General features: G+C 72.6%; 13 protein-coding genes. 7 read left to right on the plus strand and 6 right to left on the minus strand.

Features of this window, described 5'->3' with window-relative positions:
* Positions 1-269 precede the first annotated feature (269 nt).
* The 3 genes from AB0N31_RS17685 (at position 270) to AB0N31_RS17695 (ending at position 3,732) form a co-directional block, all read left to right on the plus strand.
* The gene (locus AB0N31_RS17685; RefSeq protein ID WP_366059288.1) at positions 270-1,316 is read left to right on the plus strand and encodes a LacI family DNA-binding transcriptional regulator; all 1,047 of its coding nucleotides are present in this window, start codon (positions 270-272) and stop codon (positions 1,314-1,316) included.
* Positions 1,317-1,429: 113 nt separating this feature from the next.
* Positions 1,430-2,230 carry a sugar phosphate isomerase/epimerase family protein gene (locus AB0N31_RS17690; RefSeq protein WP_366059289.1) on the plus strand — a complete coding sequence of 267 codons (801 nt, stop codon included), beginning with the start codon at positions 1,430-1,432 and terminating at the stop codon, positions 2,228-2,230.
* A 149-nt stretch (positions 2,231-2,379) separates the two neighbouring features.
* Positions 2,380-3,732: an MFS transporter gene (locus AB0N31_RS17695; protein ID WP_366059290.1), complete on the plus strand. Its 1,353-nt coding sequence runs from the start codon at positions 2,380-2,382 to the stop codon at positions 3,730-3,732.
* On the opposite strand, the gene AB0N31_RS17700 is transcribed toward AB0N31_RS17695, so the two are convergent.
* The 3 genes from AB0N31_RS17700 to aroA form a co-directional block, all read right to left on the minus strand.
* Positions 3,704-4,318 carry an alpha/beta hydrolase gene (locus tag AB0N31_RS17700; RefSeq protein ID WP_366059291.1) on the minus strand — a complete coding sequence of 205 codons (615 nt, stop codon included), beginning with the start codon at positions 4,316-4,318 and terminating at the stop codon, positions 3,704-3,706. The genes AB0N31_RS17695 and AB0N31_RS17700 overlap by 29 nt on opposite strands.
* A 114-nt stretch (positions 4,319-4,432) precedes the next feature.
* Positions 4,433-5,080, minus strand: a complete 648-nt coding sequence (locus AB0N31_RS17705; RefSeq protein ID WP_366059292.1) for a GNAT family protein — start codon at positions 5,078-5,080, stop codon at positions 4,433-4,435.
* The gene (gene aroA, locus AB0N31_RS17710; RefSeq protein ID WP_366059293.1) at positions 5,077-6,318 is read right to left on the minus strand and encodes a 3-phosphoshikimate 1-carboxyvinyltransferase; all 1,242 of its coding nucleotides are present in this window, start codon (positions 6,316-6,318) and stop codon (positions 5,077-5,079) included. The genes AB0N31_RS17705 and aroA overlap by 4 nt, the downstream gene beginning before the upstream one ends.
* Positions 6,319-6,473: 155 nt before the next feature.
* Between aroA and AB0N31_RS17715 the strand changes: the two genes are divergently transcribed.
* Both AB0N31_RS17715 and AB0N31_RS17720 read left to right on the plus strand, forming a co-directional pair.
* Positions 6,474-7,394, plus strand: a complete 921-nt coding sequence (locus AB0N31_RS17715) for a LysR family transcriptional regulator (protein WP_366059294.1) — start codon at positions 6,474-6,476, stop codon at positions 7,392-7,394.
* A gap of 456 nt (positions 7,395-7,850) precedes the next feature.
* Complete coding sequence (locus AB0N31_RS17720; RefSeq protein WP_366059295.1) at positions 7,851-9,650, plus strand: glycoside hydrolase family 3 protein; 1,800 nt, start codon at positions 7,851-7,853, stop codon at positions 9,648-9,650.
* Positions 9,651-9,756: 106 nt separating this feature from the next.
* On the opposite strand, the gene AB0N31_RS17725 is transcribed toward AB0N31_RS17720, so the two are convergent.
* The 3 genes from AB0N31_RS17725 to AB0N31_RS17735 all read right to left on the minus strand — a co-directional run bounded on the left by AB0N31_RS17725 (position 9,757) and on the right by AB0N31_RS17735 (position 15,508).
* A complete protein-coding gene (locus AB0N31_RS17725) occupies positions 9,757-11,178 on the minus strand; it encodes a S28 family serine protease (protein ID WP_366059296.1) in 1,422 nt (473 codons plus the stop codon).
* Positions 11,179-11,316: 138 nt separating this feature from the next.
* The gene (locus AB0N31_RS17730; protein WP_366059297.1) at positions 11,317-11,706 is read right to left on the minus strand and encodes a hypothetical protein; all 390 of its coding nucleotides are present in this window, start codon (positions 11,704-11,706) and stop codon (positions 11,317-11,319) included.
* Positions 11,707-11,791: 85 nt separating this feature from the next.
* Positions 11,792-15,508: an ABC transporter ATP-binding protein gene (locus tag AB0N31_RS17735; protein ID WP_366059298.1), complete on the minus strand. Its 3,717-nt coding sequence runs from the start codon at positions 15,506-15,508 to the stop codon at positions 11,792-11,794.
* A 255-nt stretch (positions 15,509-15,763) separates the two neighbouring features.
* Between AB0N31_RS17735 and AB0N31_RS17740 the strand changes: the two genes are divergently transcribed.
* Entirely contained in the window at positions 15,764-16,219 is a 456-nt protein-coding gene (locus AB0N31_RS17740) for a hypothetical protein (RefSeq protein ID WP_366059299.1), read from the plus strand.
* A gap of 20 nt (positions 16,220-16,239) precedes the next feature.
* Positions 16,240-18,984: an AAA family ATPase gene (locus AB0N31_RS17745; protein ID WP_366059300.1), complete on the plus strand. Its 2,745-nt coding sequence runs from the start codon at positions 16,240-16,242 to the stop codon at positions 18,982-18,984.
* Positions 18,985-19,007 lie beyond the last annotated feature (23 nt).

Here is a 19,007-nt window from a genome sequence, read left to right on the forward strand (position 1 = left end):
GTCGCGCGCGTCTCGTACGCGGGTGTGCGCGCCGCGTACGCCTTGGCACTGATCAGCGTCACAGCAAGCGCTTTCTATACAGGAAGAAGCTAGCCTCTGACCGGTGGTCCGGACAAGACCGTGTCCGCTCCGAGTTGTTCGAGGGGGCGAACAACTCGGGCGCGGGGCCGTAAGGTCTGCTCGACACGCCCGGAACCAGGCACGCGAGTCCGCTGTCTACCAGGGCGAACGACGACGTACGACGAGATGCGTGACCGGAGGACGACGAGATGACGGTGACCCTGGCGGACGTGGCGGCCCGCGCGCAGGTCTCGCCCGCGACGGTGTCGCGCGTACTGAACGGGAACTACCCCGTGGCCGCGTCGACCCGGGAACGGGTCCTGCGGGCCGTGGACGAGCTGGACTACGTGCTCAACGGTCCCGCGAGCGCGCTCGCCGCGGCCACCTCCGACCTGGTGGGCATCCTGGTCAACGACATCGCCGACCCCTTCTTCGGCATCATGGCGAGCGCGATCCAGGGCGAGATCGGCGGGCCCGGCGGGCGCGCCGGCGGCGAACGGCTCGCGGTGGTCTGCAACACCGGGGGCACGCCCGAGCGCGAGCTGACCTACCTGACGCTGCTGCAGCGGCAGCGGGCCGCGGCCGTCGTGCTGACCGGCGGGGCCATGGAGGACGGGCCGCACGCCACCGCGGTGGCGGCGAAGCTGCGCAAGCTGACCGAGGCCGGCACCCGGGTCGTGCTGTGCGGGCGGCCGCCCGCGCCCGACACCGGGGCGATCGCGCTCACCTTCGACAACCGCGGCGGCGGCCGGGAACTCACCGAGCACCTCATCGGGCTCGGCCACCGGCGGCTCGGCTACATCGCGGGCCCGGAGGAGCGCACCACCACCCGGCACCGGCTGGAGGGCCACCGGGCGGCACTGGCCGCGGCCGGCATCGAGGAGGACCCCCGCTGGACGGTCCACGGCCGCTACGACCGGCGGGCGGGCTACGAGGCCACGCTGGAGCTGCTGCGGCGGGACCCGGCGCTGACCGCCGTGGTCGCGGCGAACGACTCCGTCGCGCTCGGCGCGTGCGCGGCCCTGCGGGAGTCCGGCCTGCGCATCCCGGAGGACGTGTCCGTGGCCGGCTTCGACGACCTGCCCTTCAGCATCGACGTGGTACCCGCGCTCACGACGGTACGGCTGCCGCTGGCCGAGGCGGGGGCGCGGGCGGGCCGGATCGCCATGGGGCGGGAGGAACCGCCGCCCGGGGGGATCGCCATGGTGCGGGGGGAGTTGATGGTGCGGGGGTCCTCGGGAGTACCGCGGAGCTGAGGAACGGGGGCGCGGGGGCTGGAGAGGACCGGGGAGGAGCAGGACGGCGGGGCCGCGGGGGTCCGGGGCGCAGCGGTCGTAGCCGGGGCCGTCCGCGAGTAGGGTCCGAGGGTATGAAGCTCGCCTTCTCCACCCTCGGAGTGCCCGGTCTTCCGATCCCCGACGTGCTGCGGCTCGCGACCACGCACGGATACCACGGTGTCGAGCTGCGCGCCCATCCCGAGGAACCCGTGCATCCGGGCCTCGGCCCGGCCGAACGGACCGAGGTGGCCGACGGGTTCAGGGCGGCCGGGGTCGAGGTGCTCGGGATCGCGGGGTACGCGCGCGTGGCCGCTCCGGGGGACGACGAACCGGTGCTCGACGAGATCCGCGCGCTCGTCGCACTCGCCCGCGACCTCGGCGCCCCCCACGTCCGAGTGTTCCCCGGCGGCGCCGACGGGCAGGACCCGGCCGAGGCGGACGCCGTCGCCGCCGGGCGGCTGGGCACCGCCGCCGAGTACGCCGCCGACCTGGGCGTACGCATCCTGCTGGAGACGCACGACTCGCACCGCACCGGCGCCGCCGCGACGCGCGTCCTCGGCCTGGTCGGACACCGGCAGGTGGGTGCGCTGTGGGACGTGATGCACACCTGGCTGGGCGGCGAGCAGCCGCAGGACACCTACGCCGCGCTCTCGCCGTATCTCGGATACGTGCAGGTCAAGGACATCGCCTCCGCCGAGGACACCACCCCGTTGGCGCTGGGCGCCGGCGTGCTGCCCCTCGCCGAGTGCGTGGAGGTCCTGTCCCGGCACGGGTGGGACGGCTGGCTGTGCTGGGAGTACGAGAAGCGGTGGTACGACGCCGCAGAGCCGCTGGCCGGGCTGCTGGACGCCGGACGGGAGCACCTGGCGAGGCTGCTCAACGAGTCGGCGTGAGGGACGCGGACAGACGGCGGGGGGGGAGCCTCCGCCCGGTCGACGGGCCGGTAAACGACTGGCGGGCCGGCACGGGCGCGGGTTAGCCTCCGCGCCGTGTATCGACCCGTAGTGCAGCCCGTGGTGCGGCCCGCCGCACCCCCGGCGTCATGAGTCTCGGCCGGACCTTCCTCGACGTTCGACCTCTCCGCACCTCCCCCGTCTTCCGGCGACTGCTGATCGGGCGCACCGTCTCCACGCTCGGTGGCTTCATGACCATGGTCACCGTCATGTACCAGGTGTGGGACATGACCCACAGCTCGGTGTGGAGCGGTGCGGTCGGGCTGGCGCAGGCACTGCCGATGGTCGGCGTGGGGCTGTTCGCGGGCGCCTGGGTCGACCGCGCCGACCGGCGCCGCGTCTATCTGATCGCCACCGTCGGCCAGGCGGTCTGCTCGCTGCTGCTCGCCGTGCAGGGCTTCACCGGGCACGTGCCCGTGGTGCCGGTCCTGGCGCTGGTCGCGGCACAGGCCTCGTTCGGAGCGGTCGGGGGTCCCGCGGCCGGCGTGTTCGTGCCGCGGCTGCTGCCCAGGGACCAGGTGGCCGCGGGGCTCGCGCTGAACCAGGCGACCGGGCAGTGCATGATGCTGCTCGGCCCGGCCGTCGCCGGTGTGGTGCTCGGCTGGTGGGGCATCGGCGTCTGCTACCTGCTGGACGCCCTCAGTTTCGGGCTGGCCTTCTACGGCGCGTTCGGCCTGCCCGCACTGCCGCCCGAGGGCGGGAAGTCCCGGCCCGGACTGCACGGCGTGCTGGACGGGCTGCGGTTCCTGACCGGCCACCGGGTGGTGCGCGGCGCCCTGCTGACGGACCTGGCCGCGACCGTGCTGGCGATGCCGGTCAGCCTCTTCCCGCTGGTCAACGCCGAACGCTTCGGCGGCGACCCGCGCACGCTGGGCCTGTTCCTGTCCGCGCTCGCCGTCGGCGGTGTCACCGCGACCGCCCTCTCCGGGCCGGTGACCCGGCTGGCGCGGCCGGGGCCGGTGATGCTGTGCTCCTCCGCCCTGTGGGGCGTGTCCCTCACCCTGTTCGGCCTGACGACCAGCGCCTGGGCGGGACTCGGGGTGCTGGTGGTGGCCGGCGCGGCGGACGCCGTGGCCGTCCTGTCCCGTACGACCATCGTCCAGACCCGTACGCCCGACGCGCTCCTGGGCCGGGTGACGGCGGCCGAGACGATCGTCGGACAGGCGGGCCCGCATCTGGGCAACCTGCGCGGTGGCCTCGCCGCCGGCTGGTCCTCGGGCGCCACCGCCCTGGTCACGGGCGGGCTGATGTGCCTCCTGGCGGTGACGGCGGTGGCCGCCGCGACGCCGGAACTGCGGGGCGGGGCGGGGGCGGGGGACCCGCAGGACACGGGAGCTCAGGACACGGCGGCGGAGCGCCCCGGGTCCGGGCACGGGGCCGCGCCGGCGGCCGGGACGACGGACGCCGACGGCTCTACGACGGCCGCCCCGGCCGGACCGTGAACCGCGCGTTGCCGTTCTCGCACCATTCCAGCACCGAGGGCCAGGAGCCGTAGCCCGCGTCCAGGTCCAGGTGGGCGGCGCCGGGCAGGACTTCGGCGGTCAGGCCGAGCGGGGTGCCGTAGGCGGACTGGACGCCCTCCGGGCAGTACGGGTCGTCGTCGCCCGCGACCAGGCGGGTCGGGCAGGGCAGGGTCAGGCCGTCGAGGGAGGCGAGGGCGAACTCCGCGACCTCGGGGTGGCCGGCGAGGACCGGGGCGGACGGGGGCGCCACCAGCAGGACCCGGTCGACGGCGTCGAGGCCGGGCAGGCCGCGGGCCACGGCCTGCAGCCACAGCACGACGGACAGGCTGTGCGCGACGACGACCCGCTCGCGCCCGGTGTCCAGACCGTCGAGCAGACGGGCCAGCTCCCCGAGCCAGACCTCCAGGACGGGGTCGTCGGGGTCGGGCAGCTGCGGGTAGGCGACGGCGTGGCCGCGCTCGGTCAGGCGGTCGGCCAGCCAGTGCTGCCAGTGGTCGGCGGGCCGGTGGTTCTGCCAGCCGTGCAGGACGAGGAAGGAGCGGCGGAGCCCGGTCGTCGTGGTCATGTTCCCGATCATTTCCGGGCGCGGGGCGGCGGGTCCAGCCCGTCTTGACCGGCGGACCGCCGGGCGCCGCCCTGCAGCCGGAGTCCGGGTCGCGCGGGGTCGGGCCGCGGTGGATCAGGCCGTAGTGAATCCGGCCGTGCGGGAGCGGAAGTCCGCGACCCGCTCCTTCAGCCGGGCCCGCCGTTCGGGCCATTCGTCGGCCGTGATCGAGAAGACCGCGGAGTCGCGGAGACGGTTCTCCTCGCCGGGGGCCCAGGAGCGGGACCAGTTGCGCAGGACCCCCTCCAGGCGGCCTCCGACGCTCTCGACGGCCGCGCGGGAGCGCCTGTTGCGGGCGTCGGTCTTCAGGTCCACGCGGGCCACGCCCCACACTTCGAAGGCGTGCCGGAAGAGGAGCAGCTTGGACTCGGCGTTGACGCCCGTGCCCTGCGCCGAGCGGGCCAGCCAGGTGAAGCCGACCTCGACGGCGTCGAGCCGGTCGTCGGACCGCCAGGAACGCGGCTCCCAGTAGGCGGTGGCGCCGATCGCGCGGCCGGTGGCCCGGGAGACCTGCGCGTAGGGGGCGAGCATGCCGCCGGCCTTGCGGGCGAGCTGGGCGTCGATGTAGTCGCCGACCTCGCCGGCCCGCGGCACCCACGTGTACGCGTACGTCCCCCGGTTCTCCTCCGCCGCCTCCGCCAGACCGGCGGCGTGCCGGTGTTCCAGCGGCTCCAGGCGTACCAGCGCGCCTTCGAGGACCGGTCCCTCCATCGTGAACGTCATCCGACGATGTCCTTCCTCAACCGCGCGAACGCCTCGTGGAAACCGGGGAAAGTCTTGCGGACGCACTCCGGGTCGTCGAACGATATTCCGGGCGTGCGCAGGCCGCTCACCGCGAAGGACATGACGATGCGGTGGTCTCCGTGGGAGGTGATCTCGGCGCCCCCGGGCGCGGCGCCCGGGCGGATCTCGATCCAGTCGGGGCCCGTCGCCACCTCCACGCCCAGCCGGCGGAGGTTCTGCGCGCACGCCTCCAGGCGGTCGCACTCCTTCACGCGCGTGTTGGCCACGTCCTCGATGCGGACCGGGCCGGAGGCGTAGGGGGCGATCGCGGCGAGGGTCGGCATGGTGTCGGAGACGTCCCGCATGTTCACGGTGAGGCCGCGGAGTTCGCCGGTGCCGCGCACGGTCGTCCGGTCCGCCTCGACCGTGACCCGCGCGCCCATCGCGCGCAGGACCTCCACGAAGCCCAGGTCGCCCTGGAGCGCGCCCGCGCCGAGACCCGGCACGGTCACCTCGGCGCCCGGCGTCACCGCGGCCGCCGCGAAGAAGTAGCTCGCCGTCGACGCGTCCGGCTCGATCGCGTACGTCGTCGCCCGGTAGCCGCCCGGCGGGACGACGTACGTGTCGCCCTCACGGACCACCTCCACGCCGAACGCCCGCATCATCGCGAGCGTGATCTCCACGTACGGCGCCGAGACCAGGTCGGTGACCGTGACGCGCAGGCCGGTGCGGGTGAGCGGGCCGAGCAGCAGCAGCGCGGTCAGGTACTGGGAGGACTGGCCGGCGTCCAGGACGACGTCCCCGCCCTCCACCCCCGCCGCGGCGACGGTCAGCGGGTGGTGGCCCTCCGCCTCCTCGTGCCGCAGGTCCACGCCCAGGTCGCGCAGGGCGCGGGTCAGCGGCAGCAGGGGCCTGCGGCGCATCTGGGGGGAGGCGTCGAAGCGGTAGGTGCCGTGGCCGGCGGCGGCCAGGGTGGGCAGAAAGCGGGCGGTGGTGGCGCCGTCCCGGCAGTACACGTCGGCTTCGCGGGCCGCGGGGCCCTGCGGGCGGCCGTCGACCTGCCAGGTGTCCGGGGTGCGGCCGACGCGGTAGCCGAGCCGTACGAGGCCCTCGGCGAATCCCTCGGTGTCGTCCGACCGCAGGGGCCGCCGGAGGGTGGTGACCCCGTCGGCGGCCGCGGCGAGGAACAGGGCGCGGGCGGTGATGGACTTGGAACCGGGAATGTCGACAAGGGCCATGCCCCGCATGATCCCGCCGGGGGTTGGCCGGGGGTGGGGGTGTCCAATTGGTGGACGGGGTGTCCACTCGGCGGGCGTACGCCCGGTGGGCAGGGCCCCTCGGCGGGCGGTCGCTGCACGGTGGGATGTAGCAGAACTGACGGAAGGCAGGACCGGTGCTCGATCTCCAACGGCTGCGCGCCCTGCACGCCGTGGCCGTCCACGGCACCGTCGGGGCCGCCGCCACCGCGCTCGGCTACACGCCCTCGGCCGTCTCCCAGCAGATCGCCAAGCTGGAACGGGAGACCAGGACGGTCCTCCTCGAACGCGAGGGCCGGGGTGTCCGCCTCACCGACGACGCCCACCAACTCGCACGCACCGCACGTGAGTTGCTGGCGATCGTGGAGCGGGCGGAGATCGAGCTGGAGGAACGCCGGGGGGTGCCGGCCGGCCGGCTGAGCGTGGCCGCCTTCGCGTCGGCGGCCCGTGGCCTGATGCCCCCGGTCCTCGCCGACCTCGCCCGTCGGCACCCGGCCCCGGACGCCCGTCTCACCGAGGTCGACCCGCACCTGTCGGTGGACCTCGTCGCCAAGGGCGCCGTCGACCTGGCCGTCGCGCACGACTGGGACATCGCCCCGCTGCCCGCTCCCGCGGGCGTCGAGCAGGCGGTGATCGGCGACGACCTGTGCGACCTGCTGGTCCCCGCGAGCCATCCCCTCGCGGGGCGGACGGGCGTACGGCGCGAGGAGCTGGGCGGCGAGCGGTGGATCTGCCAGCCGCCGGGCCGGGTCTGCCACGACTGGCTGGTCCGCACCCTGCGCGCGGCCGGGCACGAGCCGGACATCGTCCACCAGGCCGAGGAGAACCCGACTCCCGTCGCGCTGGTCGCCGCCGGGCTGGGCGTGGCCCTCATCCCCCGCCTCGGCCGCGGCACCCTGCCACCGGGCGTGGTGGAGGTCCCCCTGGAGCCGGTGCCGGTACGCCGCCTGTACGCCCTGTGGCGCACCGGCGCGGCCCGCCGCCCGGCGATCGTGGAGACGGTGCGGGCGCCGGGGGACCACTGGCCGAGGGTGGCGGCGGTCCACCGGGGGACCTGAACCCGAAACGCTCCGGGGGCGGGGAGCCGCGCGCACGGCCGCCGACGGCCCGCGCTCACCCCGCACACCCCGCCCGCCCCGCACACCCCGCCCGCCACCACTTCGGTCCACGGAACGGGCGAGGGGAACCCCCTCGCCCTCCGTTCGTCCAAGCTCCGGCTGCCGGACGAGTCACCCCGGTGCGGTGTCGGCCCTCGCCGCGGGCTGCGATCGCCGACCCACCCTTTCCGCCGCACCGGGGCCGGCGGCACGCCGCCATCGGCGCGCGCCCCTCCGTTGCGCCGATGGCGGCCCGTGTGCCGGCACCGTGCGCGTTCCCTTGACTGGCGGAAACTTCCCGGTTACTGCTGGCGCGACGGAAGTTTCCTTCAGCGGACCACCGGACCACCGGATCACAGGGCCGCTGGACCACAGGACCGCTGGATCATCCCCGGATCGCCTCCGGAAGGAGCGCACGTGCCCTCCAGACGTACCGTCCTGGCCGCCGGTGCCGGCCTCACCACCGCACTCGCCACCGCACTCCCCCTCGGCGGCACCGCGCACGCCGGCACCGACCGCCGCCTGCGCGCGCTGATCTCCCGCATGTCGCTGGAGGAGAAGGTCGGCCAGGTCTTCGTCACACGGGTGTACGGCCACTCGGCGACCGACCCCGACCCGGCCGACGCCGAGGCCAACCTCGCCGAGCTCGGCGTGCGCACCGCCGCCGAGCTGATCGCCCGCTACCGCGTGGGCGGCGTCATCTACTTCACGTGGGCGCACAACACCCGCGACCCGCTCCGGATCGCGGACCTGTCCAACGGCATCCAGCGGGCGTCCCTCGGCCTGCCGCGCGGGCTGCCGGTGCTGATCTCCACGGACCAGGAGCACGGCGTCGTCGCGCGCGTGGGCAGGCCGGCCACCCTGTTCCCGGGCGCGATGGCGATCGGCGCCGGCGGGTCGCGGTCCGACGCCCGCACCCTCGGCCGCGTCGCGGGCGCCGAACTGCGGGCGATGGGCGTCCGGCAGGACTACTCCCCCGTCGCCGACGTGAACGTCGACCCGGCCAACCCGGTCATCGGCGTCCGCTCGTTCGGCGCGGACCCGGAGGCGGTGGCGGAGCTGGCCGCGGCGGAGATCCGCGGCTACCGCGCGGCCGGGGTGGCGGCGACCGCCAAGCACTTCCCCGGGCACGGCGACACCGCCGTCGACAGCCACTACGGCTTCCCCGTCATCACGCACACGCGCGAGGTGTGGGAGGCGCTGGACGCGGTGCCGTTCCGGGCCGCGATCGCGGCCGGCGTCGACTCGATCATGACCGCCCACATCCTGGTCCCGGCCCTGGACGACTCGGGCGACCCCGCCACCCTCTCCCGGCCCGTCGTGACCGGCCTGCTGCGCGAACACCTGGGCTACGACGGGGTCGTGGTCACCGACGCGCTCGACATGGCGGGCGTACGGACGAAGTACGGGGACGACCGGGTGCCGGTGCTCGCGCTGAAGGCGGGCGTCGACCAGCTCCTCAACCCGCCGAAGCTGGACCTCGCCTGGAACGCCGTGCTGCGGGCCGTGCGGGACGGGGAGCTGACGGAGGCGCGGCTGGAGGAGTCGGTCCTGCGGATCCTGCGGCTGAAGGACCGCCTCGGCCTGCTCGCCGACCCGTACGTCAGCCGGGACCGGGTGGAGCGGACGGTGGGCACGAAGGCGCACCTCGCGACGGCCGACCGGATCGCCGGGCGGACGACGACCCTGCTGGTCAACGAGGGTCCCGTGCTGCCGCTGTCGCCGCGCACGCACCGGCGGCTGCTGGTCGTGGGCGCCGACCCGGCGTCCCCCTCGGGTACCACGGGTCCGCCCACCGGGGTCCTCGCCGCCGCCCTCACCGGACTGGGGTTCACGGCGACGGCGCTGTCCACGGGCACGGCCCCGTCCGCGGCGACGATCGCGCGTGCGGTGACGGCGGCGGGCGGCGCGGACGCGGTGGTGGTGACGACGTACAACGTCACCGCGACGAGCCCGCAGAGGACGCTCGTCGAGCAACTGTCTTCCACCGGGGTCCCGGTGGTCGCGGTGGCGGTCCGCAATCCGTACGACGTGTCCCATCTGCCGTCCGTGAAGGCGTACTTGGCGTCCTACTCGTGGACCGACGTCGAACTGCGGGCCGCCGCACGGGTGATCGCGGGAGCCCTGGAGCCGCGGGGCCGGCTGCCGGTGCCGGTGCAGCGCGCGGACGACCCGGCGCGCGTGCTGTACCCGATCGGACACGGCCTCTCCTACTGACCGGAGCCTGACCGGAGCCTGACCGGGGCCGCGGCGGGGCGACACGGCACGACGGCCGGCCGGCGGGTGAGCCGGCCGGCCGTCGCACGCGGGCCGGGCGGGAGGGTTACGGACGCAGCGCCGGCTCGCGCTCCACGTCCCGTACGTCCAGCTTCGCGTCGAACTTCGCCAGCGGCCTGGCCGCGGCGGCGTTCTCCCGGACGGCGGCCGGGGCGACGCCCGCCCAGTCCAGGATGCGGGCCGTGGCGAGGGCCTTCTCGTCGGCGACGAGACCGGCCACGTTCGCGCCGTGGTTCAGGCCGGGCGCGGTGAGGACGTAGGAGTCCTTCGCGCCCTTGCCGAGGCGGAACCGCTCGGCGCCCCACGGGTCGTTCTGGCCGTAGACGAACAGCATGTGGCGGGCGTTGTGCCGCACCCACGTGTCGACGTCACGCATCGCCGACGGCTGGAACCTCATGGAGATGTCCCGGGGGACGAAGTTGCGCGGGGGCTGGTAGCCGTAGCGGACGTACTTCTTCTCGATGTGCGGGAAGTGGATGGTGGGCGCGCCGAGTTGGGTGCCCGCCTGGTAGTAGTACGGGGTGTACGGGGACAGGCCCTGGTCGGTGTAGAAGGAGAACCCGGAGATCGTGTCGATCGAGGTCCAGATCTCGTCGTCGGTCGCGTTCTTCGCGTCGGCGGGGATCGCGTCGCAGTCGGACAGCAGGCTGTACTGCCAGAAGCCCCAGACGTAGTCGAGGACGACGGCCTCGTAGGCGCGGTCCAGGCCACCGATGGTGGTGAAGGTGTAGCCGTTCTCGGCGGCGTAGGCCTCGTACTTCTTCTCCAGCGCCTCGCGGCGCACCAGGGCCTCGCGCTGCACGGCGTTCAGGCGGTCGCGGCACTCCTTGGTGCCGACGGTCGCGAAGAAGCGGTCGTAGGCCGAGTCCTCGTCGTTCACCACGTCGTTGGGAGCGACGTACGCGACGACGCCGTCCATGTCACGCGGGTAGAAACGCTCGTAGTAGGTGGCCGTCATGCCGCCCTTGGAGCCACCCGTGGAGATCCAGTTCTCGGGATAGATCGCCTTCAGCGCCGTGAAGATGCGGTGCTGGTCGCTCGCGGCCTGCCAGATGTCCAGCTTGGACCAGTCGGCGGGGTCGGGGCGGGAGGGGGTGAAGAAGCGGTACTCCATGGAGACCTGGTTGCCGTCCACGATCTGGGTGGGCTCGCGGCGGCTGGGGGTGGTGGAGACGCTGTAGCCGCCGGTGTAGAAGACCGTCGGGCGGCTGACGTCCTTGTGCAGCACGGTGATCCGCTGCTGGAACGTGCCCTTGGAGGGGTGCCGGTGGTCCACCGGCTGGGTGTAGTTCAGGACGAAGTAGCGGTAGCCGGGGTACGGCTTCTCCTGGACCAGGCTCATGCCGGGTACGGAGAGGAGCCGGTCTTTGATGTCCGCTTCCGGCTCGGCAGCGGTAGCTGCCCCGGCCGTGGTCAGCGTGCCGATGAGCACGGTGAACGCCAGCAGCCATCTGAGCGCCTTGCGCATGCGCGTGCACCCTCCCTGTGAGACAGATGTGCGCCGGAAGCTATCGGAGCAACACCCGTCACACCAGAGGGGATTGGCAAGTGGTGCACATATCGGCCGGGATGTGAGGGCCGGAAGGCGCCGGTCGGCCGGCGCGGGTCAGCACAGGATCCAGCCGGAGGTGTACGTCCCGTTGCCCACCGAGCCCGACACCCGCACGCAGCGGTGTCCGGCGTAGACCTCCACCGGCGGTGAACTGCGGGCGTGCTTGCGCGACTTGCGCACGGTCACATGGCCGCGCGCCTGCACGCCGACCGACACCGCCCGCTTGGTGCCGGGGTGCTTCTGCACGGTCACGGCGCAGATCCGGCCGCCGTTCTTGTAGACGAAGACGGAACCGGTGGAGAACGGCAGCATCCGCACCTGGCGGCCCGCGCAGGCGGAGGACGCGGCCTGGGCGCTGCCCGGCGCCGCCACCGCGAACAGGAGGGACGCGGTCAGCACGGCCAGCCCCGCCCCCAGCCGTCGGCGTATCGCACCACTGTCCACGGTCGTCGACCCCTCCCCCGTCCGCCGTACGCACGGCCGTACAGGTGTACGGACGCAGGGCGCGTGCCGGATGGTTGCGCGACCGTCAGCGAGACGCGCCGACCGGCTCCTCCGGCTCGGCCGCCCCGACGAACGCCCGCCACAGCTCGGCGTACCGCCCGCCCCGCGCGAGCAGTTCCTCGTGCGTGCCGTCCTCGGCGACCCGGCCGTGGTCCATGACGACGACCCGGTCCGCACGGGCGGCCGTGGTCAGGCGGTGGGCCACCACCAGGGTCGTACGGCGGCCCGCGACGCGGTCGGTGGCCTGGTTGACCTGGGCCTCCGTGGCCAGGTCCAGGGCGGCCGTCGCCTCGTCGAGGAGCAGGACGTCCGGGTCGACCAGCTCGGCGCGGGCCAGCGCGATCAGCTGCCGCTGCCCGGCGGAGAGGTTGCGGCCGCGCTCGGCGACCTCGTGGAGGTAGCCGCCGTCCAGGGTGGCGATCATCTCGTGCGCGCCGACCGCCCGCGCCGCCGCCTCCACCTCGGCGTCGGTGGCGTCGGGGCGGCCGTAGGCGATGGCGTCGCGCACGGTGCCGGGGAAGAGGTACGCCTCCTGCGGGACGACGCCCAGGCGGTGGCGGTACGAGGTGAGGTCGAGGGTGCGCAGGTCCGTGCCGTCGACCAGCACCCGGCCGCTCGTCGGGTCGTAGAACCGGGCCACCAGCTTCACCAGGGTCGACTTGCCGGCGCCGGTCTCGCCGACGAAGGCGACGGTCTGGCCGGCGGGGACGTTCAACGCGATGCCGGTCAGGGCCTCCTCGTTCTCGCCGTAGGTGAAGTGCACGTCCTCGAAGGTGATCTCGCCGCGCAGCGAGTCGACGCCGAGGGGTTTCTCGGCGGTCTTCGTGGAGGTGGGCTCCTGGAGGAGTTCCTGGATGCGGCCCAGCGAGACCGTGGCCTGCTGGTAGCCGTCGAAGACCTGGGAGAGCTGCTGGACGGGTGCGAAGAACAGGTCGATGTAGAGCAGGTACGCCACCAGCGCGCCGGTCGTCAGCGTCGCCGCGTCCACCCGGTGCGCGCCCACGATCAGGACGGCCGCGGCGGCGACCGAGGACAGCAGCTGGACGAAGGGGAAGTAGATCGAGATCAGCCACTGGCCGCGGATGCGGGCCCGGCGGTAGCCGTCGCTGCGCTCCTCGAAGCGCGCCCCGCCGTCCCGCTCGCGCCGGAAGGCCTGCACGATCCGCAGTCCGGCGACCGACTCCTGGAGGTCGGCGTTGACCGCCGACACCCGCTCGCGGGCGAGTTCGTACGCCTTCACGCTGGCCCGGCGGAAGAAGAAGGTGGCGACGACCAGCGGCGGCAGGGTGGCGAAGACGACCAGGGCCAGCTGCACGTCGAGCACCAGCAGGGCCGCCATGATGCCGAAGAAGGTGACGACCGAGACGAACGCGGTGACCAGGCCGGTCTGCAGGAACGTCGACAGCGCGTCGACGTCCGTCGTCATCCTCGTCATGATCCGGCCGGTCAGCTCGCGCTCGTAGTAGTCGAGGCCGAGCCGCTGGAGCTGGGCGAAGATCTTCAGGCGCAGGGCGTACAGGACGCGTTCGCCGGTGCGGCCGGTCATCCGGACCTCGGCGGTCTGCGCGACCCACTGGGCGAGCACCGCGAGCAGCGCGAGCAGGGAGGCGGCCCAGACGGCGCCCACGGCCATCCGGGTGACACCGTCGTCGATGCCGTGCCGGATCATCACCGGCAGCAGCAGGCCCGTGCCGGCGTCCACGGCGACCAGGCCGAGGCTGATCAGCAGCGGCAGCCCGAAGCCCCGCAGCAGCCGGCGCAGGCCGTAGGAGTCCTCGGCGGCCACCGCGCGGGCTTCGTCGACGTCCGGGACGTCCGTCGCCGGGGGCAGTGCCTGCACCTGTGCGAGCAGCTCGGGCGTGGCGGGCGTACCGGCGAGCGCGGTGTCCTTGCGCTCGCGGTCGCCCGTCCACAGCCGTGGGGTGACCCCGCGCTCGGCGTCGAACTCGGCCTCCAGCTCCTCCCGCACCGAGGTGTCCTCGCCGGGCTCGGCCGGGCGGGCGTGGCCGGGCGAGACCCCGCCCAGCTCGTCCGGGTCCGTGAGCAGGCGGCGGTAGAGGGCCGAGCGCTCCTGGAGCTCCTCGTGGGTGCCTAGGTCGGCGAGCCGGCCGCCGTCGAGGACGGCGATGCGGTCGGCGAGGTTGAGGGTGGAGCGGCGGTGCGCGATGAGGAGGGTCGTACGGCCCCGCATGACCTGCTTCAGGGCCTCGTGGATCTCGTGCTCCACGCGCGCGTCCACCGCCGAGGTGGCGTCGTCGAGGACGAGCAGCCGCGGGTCGGTGAGGATCGCGCGGGCGAGCGCGACGCGCTGGCGCTGGCCGCCGGAGAGGGTGAGGCCGTGCTCGCCGACCTCGGTGGCGTAGCCCTCGGGCAGCTCGGCGATGAACCGGTCGGCCTGGGCGGCGCGGGCGGCGGCCTCGATCTCCTCGTCGGTGGCGTCGGGACGGCCGTACGCGATGTTGCTGCGGACCGTGTCGGAGAACAGGAAGGAGTCCTCCGGCACCAGGCCGATCGCGGCCCGCAGCGAGTCCTGGGTCAGCTCGCGCACGTCGTGGCCGCCGACGAGGACGGCGCCGCGGGTGACGTCGTAGAAGCGGGGCAGCAGCAGGGAGACCGTGGACTTCCCGGAGCCGGAGGAGCCGACGACGGCGAGGGTCTCGCCGGCGCGGATCTCGAAGCTGAGCCCGTCCAGCACCGGGCGGTCGCCGTATCCGAAGGACACGTCGTCGAACTCGACGGTCGCGGGCGCGTCGGCGGGCAGCACCTTGGTGCCGTCCTTCATCGACGGCTCGGTGTCGATCAGCTCCAGGACGCGTTCGGTGCCCGCGCGGGCCTGCTGGGCGACGGTGAGGACCACGGCGAGCATGCGGACCGGGCCGACGAGCTGCGCCAGGTAGGTGGAGAAGGCGACGAAGGTGCCGAGGGTGATGTGCCCGTGCACGGCGAGCCAGCCGCCCAGCGCGAGCATCGCGACCTGGCCGAGCGCGGGGACGGACTGCAGGGCCGGGGTGTACCGCGCGTTGAAGCGGATCGTGCGCAGCCGGCCGGCGTAGAGCCGTCGGCCGACCTCGCGCAGCTTGCCGGTCTCCTGGTCCTCCTGCCCGAAACCCTTCACCACCCGGACGCCGGTGACGGCGCCGTCGACCACGCCCGCGACGGCGGCGGCCTGCGCCTGCGCGTACCAGGTGGCCGGGTGCAGCCGGGTGCGGCTGCGTCTGGCGATCACCCACAGGGCGGGGGCCACGGCCAGCGCGACCAGGGTGAGCGGCGGCGACAGCCAGGCCATGATCCCCAGGGAGATCAGGAACAGCAGGATGTTCCCGATGGTCATCGGGAGCATGAAGAGCAGGCCCTGGATGAGCTGGAGGTCGCTGGTCGCCCGGCCGACGACCTGCCCGGTGGACAGCTCGTCCTGGCGGCGGCCGTCGAGCCGGGTGATCGTCCCGTACATCTCGGTCCGCAGGTCGTGCTGGACGTCGAGGGCGAGCCGGCCGCCGTAGTAGCGGCGGACGTAGGTGAGGACGTAGACGATCACGGCCGCGCCGATCAGGGCACCCGCCCAGGGCGCCATGTCACGGCTGTGGTCGCCGATCACGTCGTCGATGATCACCTTGGTGATGAGCGGGACCAGCGCCATGACGGCCATGCCGCCGAGGGAGGAGCCGAGGGCGAGGACCACGTCCGTCGGATGGCGCCACGCGTAGCTCGCCAGTCGCCGTGCCCATCCCCGTTGCGCAGCCACGCCGGTGCCTTCCGTCAGACCTGATCTTCCAGAAGGCACCAACGCGACGGGAAGCGGATTTCATCCCTCCGCAACAATCCGCTCCGCGGGTTCCGGGCGTTTTCGGGTTCGGCGCCGTCGGGGCCACACCGCGGAGCCGCACATCGGAACCGCATTCCGGCGGCCCTCGCCCCGCTCTCGTCTGCGGACCGGGCCGTCCCGCGGCGTCGCCGAATCGGTGTGGCGAAAAGGCGACCGGCGAGAACTCCACGGCTCATGGCCTTCGGTGAACTCTGCAAGGATGCGCACATGGTGCTTCAGGTGGGGGCCAAGGCGCTCAAGAAGAGACGAGATGAGCTGACGGTCTCGGCGGAGTCGGTGGAAGCGCACGGCAAGGGGGAGGACGCGGCCACCGTGGGTCTCCTGTTGTTCTACGCCGCCGAATGCGGTCTGAAGGAACGGCTCCTCTTCCGCAGAGGGCTTCGCGACACAGCGGCATTGGAACCTACTCACGACCTTCGCAAGCTGGCCAAGGAGCTGAGACTTCCCCGCGCCCTGGACGACTTGCTCAACCGGCTTCGAAGCTGTCGCCTGCACACGCCCGCGGGCGCGTCCGTCGCCCTGGCGGACCTGCACCAGGCGTGGCGCTATGGTGCAAAGCTTGACGGGACCGACGAGAAGGAAGCGAAGGAAGCCCTCCGGGCGTTGATCAAGTGGTGCGAGCGGGACTGAGGCTAGGAGAGTACGAGGCCGTGGCCGGATTGACCGACCTGGAAGGGCTGACGCCCCCGGAGCATCTGTTCACCTGGGTGGACGTGGACGATCATCTGACGGCTCTTGCCGCTGCCGATCGCTGGCCCGAGTGGCTCCGTGCGGCGGACGGCTGGTGGGACGGCCTGGAACTCGTCGTCTCCGACGGCACGGAAGCCGAGGCGGCGAAGCACTGGCTGGACGAGGCCTTCGGCACGGGATCGACGGAATGGCATGACGGCACCCTCATGCTCCGGCTCGACGACCCGCGGACGCCGGACTTCACCGGCATCCCCGTCATCCTCAGTCCCGAACCCGAGAGCTCGGATCAGCCGCGCCGCCTGCCGCTGCTGCGCGAGAAGCACATCACCCCGCAGTTGGCGCACGCGTTGGAACGCCCTTCGACCGAGCGATTCCCCGGTGACGTGCAGATCCTGGCCTTCCACTCCTTCAAAGGCGGAGTGGGACGCACGGTGCACGCGGTCGCCATGGCCGACACGATCGCGCGGAGAGGCGGCCGCGTCCTGCTGGTCGACTCGGACCTCGAGGCGCCCGGAATCACCTGGATGCACAAGGCCCAAGGCGGACAGCTCGACTTCTCCTACGAGGACCTGCTCGCCCTGCTGCAGGGGTCCGAGGACGGCGGCTGGTCCGCGGCCGTGGAGATCGCGGCCGCCTACCTGCCGAATCAGCAGGTCGGACGGTTCGCGAGTGGGGGGCGGGTGACCGTGGTCCCCACGAGCAGGAGGGAACACCTGGGCCCGCCGCGCATCGAGCCTGCGGACCTGCTGACGCCTGGGCGCTCTCCGTACTTTCTGACCGAGGCCCTCGCCGCACTCGCCGCACGCACCGGTGCGGACACCGTCGTCGTGGATCTGCGAGCCGGAGCCTCCGAGCTGTCCGCTCCCGTTCTCCTCGACCCGCGAGTGCAACGCGTCTTCGTCACCACGCTCAGCCACCAGTCCCTCGAGGGCACGAAGACCCTGCTGAAGCAACTGGGGCGCCGCGCGCCGGCTCTGCGGGGCACGGACCCGGCCAGTTCCGTGATCGTCACGCAGTACCGGCAGGACGTCCATGAGGCACAGGCAGAACAGGCACGAGCCGAGCTGAGCAGTGCGCTGCTCTCGTCGTTGAGGCCGCCGGACGGCAGCACGGAAACCGACCCGGATGACACAGGCGAAGTGGACGCCGACGTCTTGTCCCAGCCCTTGCTCAGCCCCTTCCGAGAGGAACTGCTGGCGCTTCCCTCTTCCTGGGACGCGGTGTTGCGAGTGCTGGAAAGCTGCAAAGTGTCCGAAGTCCTGGAATCGATCGTGCCGGCCCCTGCCTCCTCCCCGTTGCCGGACGCGGACGGAGACCAGGAACATGTCGACTACTCGACGCTCCGTAAGCGGCTCGCGGAGACCGCTCAACCGCTCATCTACGCCGAGCGCAAAGGCATGTCGTCGGCCAGCGGCTTTCTCGCGACCGACCCCTTGCGCAGACTGCTCGGGGACCACCGCACGGAACCTCCCCTGGCCCTCGTCGTCGGTGCCAAGGGTGCGGGCAAGACGTTCATGTACGCGAAGGCCTGTGCGGCAAGGACGTGGAACGCGTTCGCCGAACAGTCCGGTGTCAAGGACGTCCGACTGGCACTGCCCGTCGTCCCGGTGCTGGAGTCGGACAACCTCGAGAACGACGATCTGACGACTCAGGACCTCAGGGACGCGTTCGCCGCCACGCACAGTGCGCCGACAGGAGAAGCAGGGACTTCCCAGCAGATCAAGGACCGTTTGAGGAAGGGCCTTTCCACTCTTGACGCGGGAGACGACATCGGATGGCGGCAGTTGTGGCTGGAGTGCCTGGCCATCGCTGCGGGAGCGCCGCTGACGGGGGAACTGGACGCCGAATCCGCACTTACGGAACTCAGCAAGCGGTCACGAGCCGTGTTCGTCATGGACGGGCTCGAAGACTTGCTGCAGTCGCTGGACACGGAGGTCAAGCGCACTGCGCTGCGTGTACTTCTGATCGACGTCCTCGCCTGGCTGCGCTCCTTGCGCGGACGCCCGCTCGGACTTGTCGTCTTCGTGCGCCGAGATCTTGTGAAACGAGCGGTCCGCCAGAACAGCGAGCAACTGCTCGCACGCTACGAGCCCTATGCGCTGCGCTGGAACAAGGAGGAGGCGCTGCGGTTGGCACTCTGGGTCACCGCGCATGCCGACGCATTGCCCACGGCGATGGCCGAGTCCGACATCGCGGAGCTTTCCTACGATGCGCTGGTGAACGCCCTCATTCCCGTGTGGGGGTGGAAGATGGGAACGGAGAAGTCCAAAGAGGCGCGCTCCCACCTGTGGGTGCCCGCGGCCCTCGGAGACTTCAAGGACCAGGTGCAGGCGAGGGATGTCGTGGTGTTCCTGGCCGAAGCAGCACGTCAGTCGATTCCCCAGACCACTTGGGAAGACCGTGTGCTGGTGCCGAGTGCCATGCGCAAGGCCCTGCTCGAATGCAGCACGATCAAGATCAGTGCCATTCAGGACGAAAGCCAGGAGATCGGTGACCTGCTGAGCCGACTTCAGCAGGTACGCGAACCCGTGACCGTTCCTTTCTCGCTGGCAGAAGTGGGGCTGGAGGTGGCCGACGCCGACTTCCTCGTCGAGTCAGGAGTCTTCGCACGGGGTAACGACGGCCGCTACTGGGTGGCGGAGATCTACCGTCACGGCCTGGGATTCGGCAGCGAGCGGCGAGCGAAGGTCCTCTGGCGCAGGTGAGCCGGCCGCAAGGGTGCCTGACG

Source organism: Streptomyces sp. NPDC051051 (genome assembly GCF_040682975.1).
In the GTDB taxonomy this organism is placed as follows: domain Bacteria; phylum Actinomycetota; class Actinomycetes; order Streptomycetales; family Streptomycetaceae; genus Streptomyces.

Coding starts and splice junctions, on each gene's coding strand:
- AB0N31_RS17685 (WP_366059288.1), top strand. CDS start 270: ATGACGGTGACCCTGGCGGACGTGGCGGCCCGCGCGCAGGTCTCGCCC.
- aroA (WP_366059293.1), bottom strand. CDS start 6,318: ATGGCCCTTGTCGACATTCCCGGTTCCAAGTCCATCACCGCCCGCGCC.
- AB0N31_RS17725 (WP_366059296.1), bottom strand. CDS start 11,178: ATGCGCAAGGCGCTCAGATGGCTGCTGGCGTTCACCGTGCTCATCGGC.
- AB0N31_RS17695 (WP_366059290.1), top strand. CDS start 2,380: ATGAGTCTCGGCCGGACCTTCCTCGACGTTCGACCTCTCCGCACCTCC.
- AB0N31_RS17700 (WP_366059291.1), bottom strand. CDS start 4,318: ATGACCACGACGACCGGGCTCCGCCGCTCCTTCCTCGTCCTGCACGGC.
- AB0N31_RS17690 (WP_366059289.1), top strand. CDS start 1,430: ATGAAGCTCGCCTTCTCCACCCTCGGAGTGCCCGGTCTTCCGATCCCC.
- AB0N31_RS17740 (WP_366059299.1), top strand. CDS start 15,764: ATGGCCTTCGGTGAACTCTGCAAGGATGCGCACATGGTGCTTCAGGTG.
- AB0N31_RS17705 (WP_366059292.1), bottom strand. CDS start 5,080: ATGACGTTCACGATGGAGGGACCGGTCCTCGAAGGCGCGCTGGTACGC.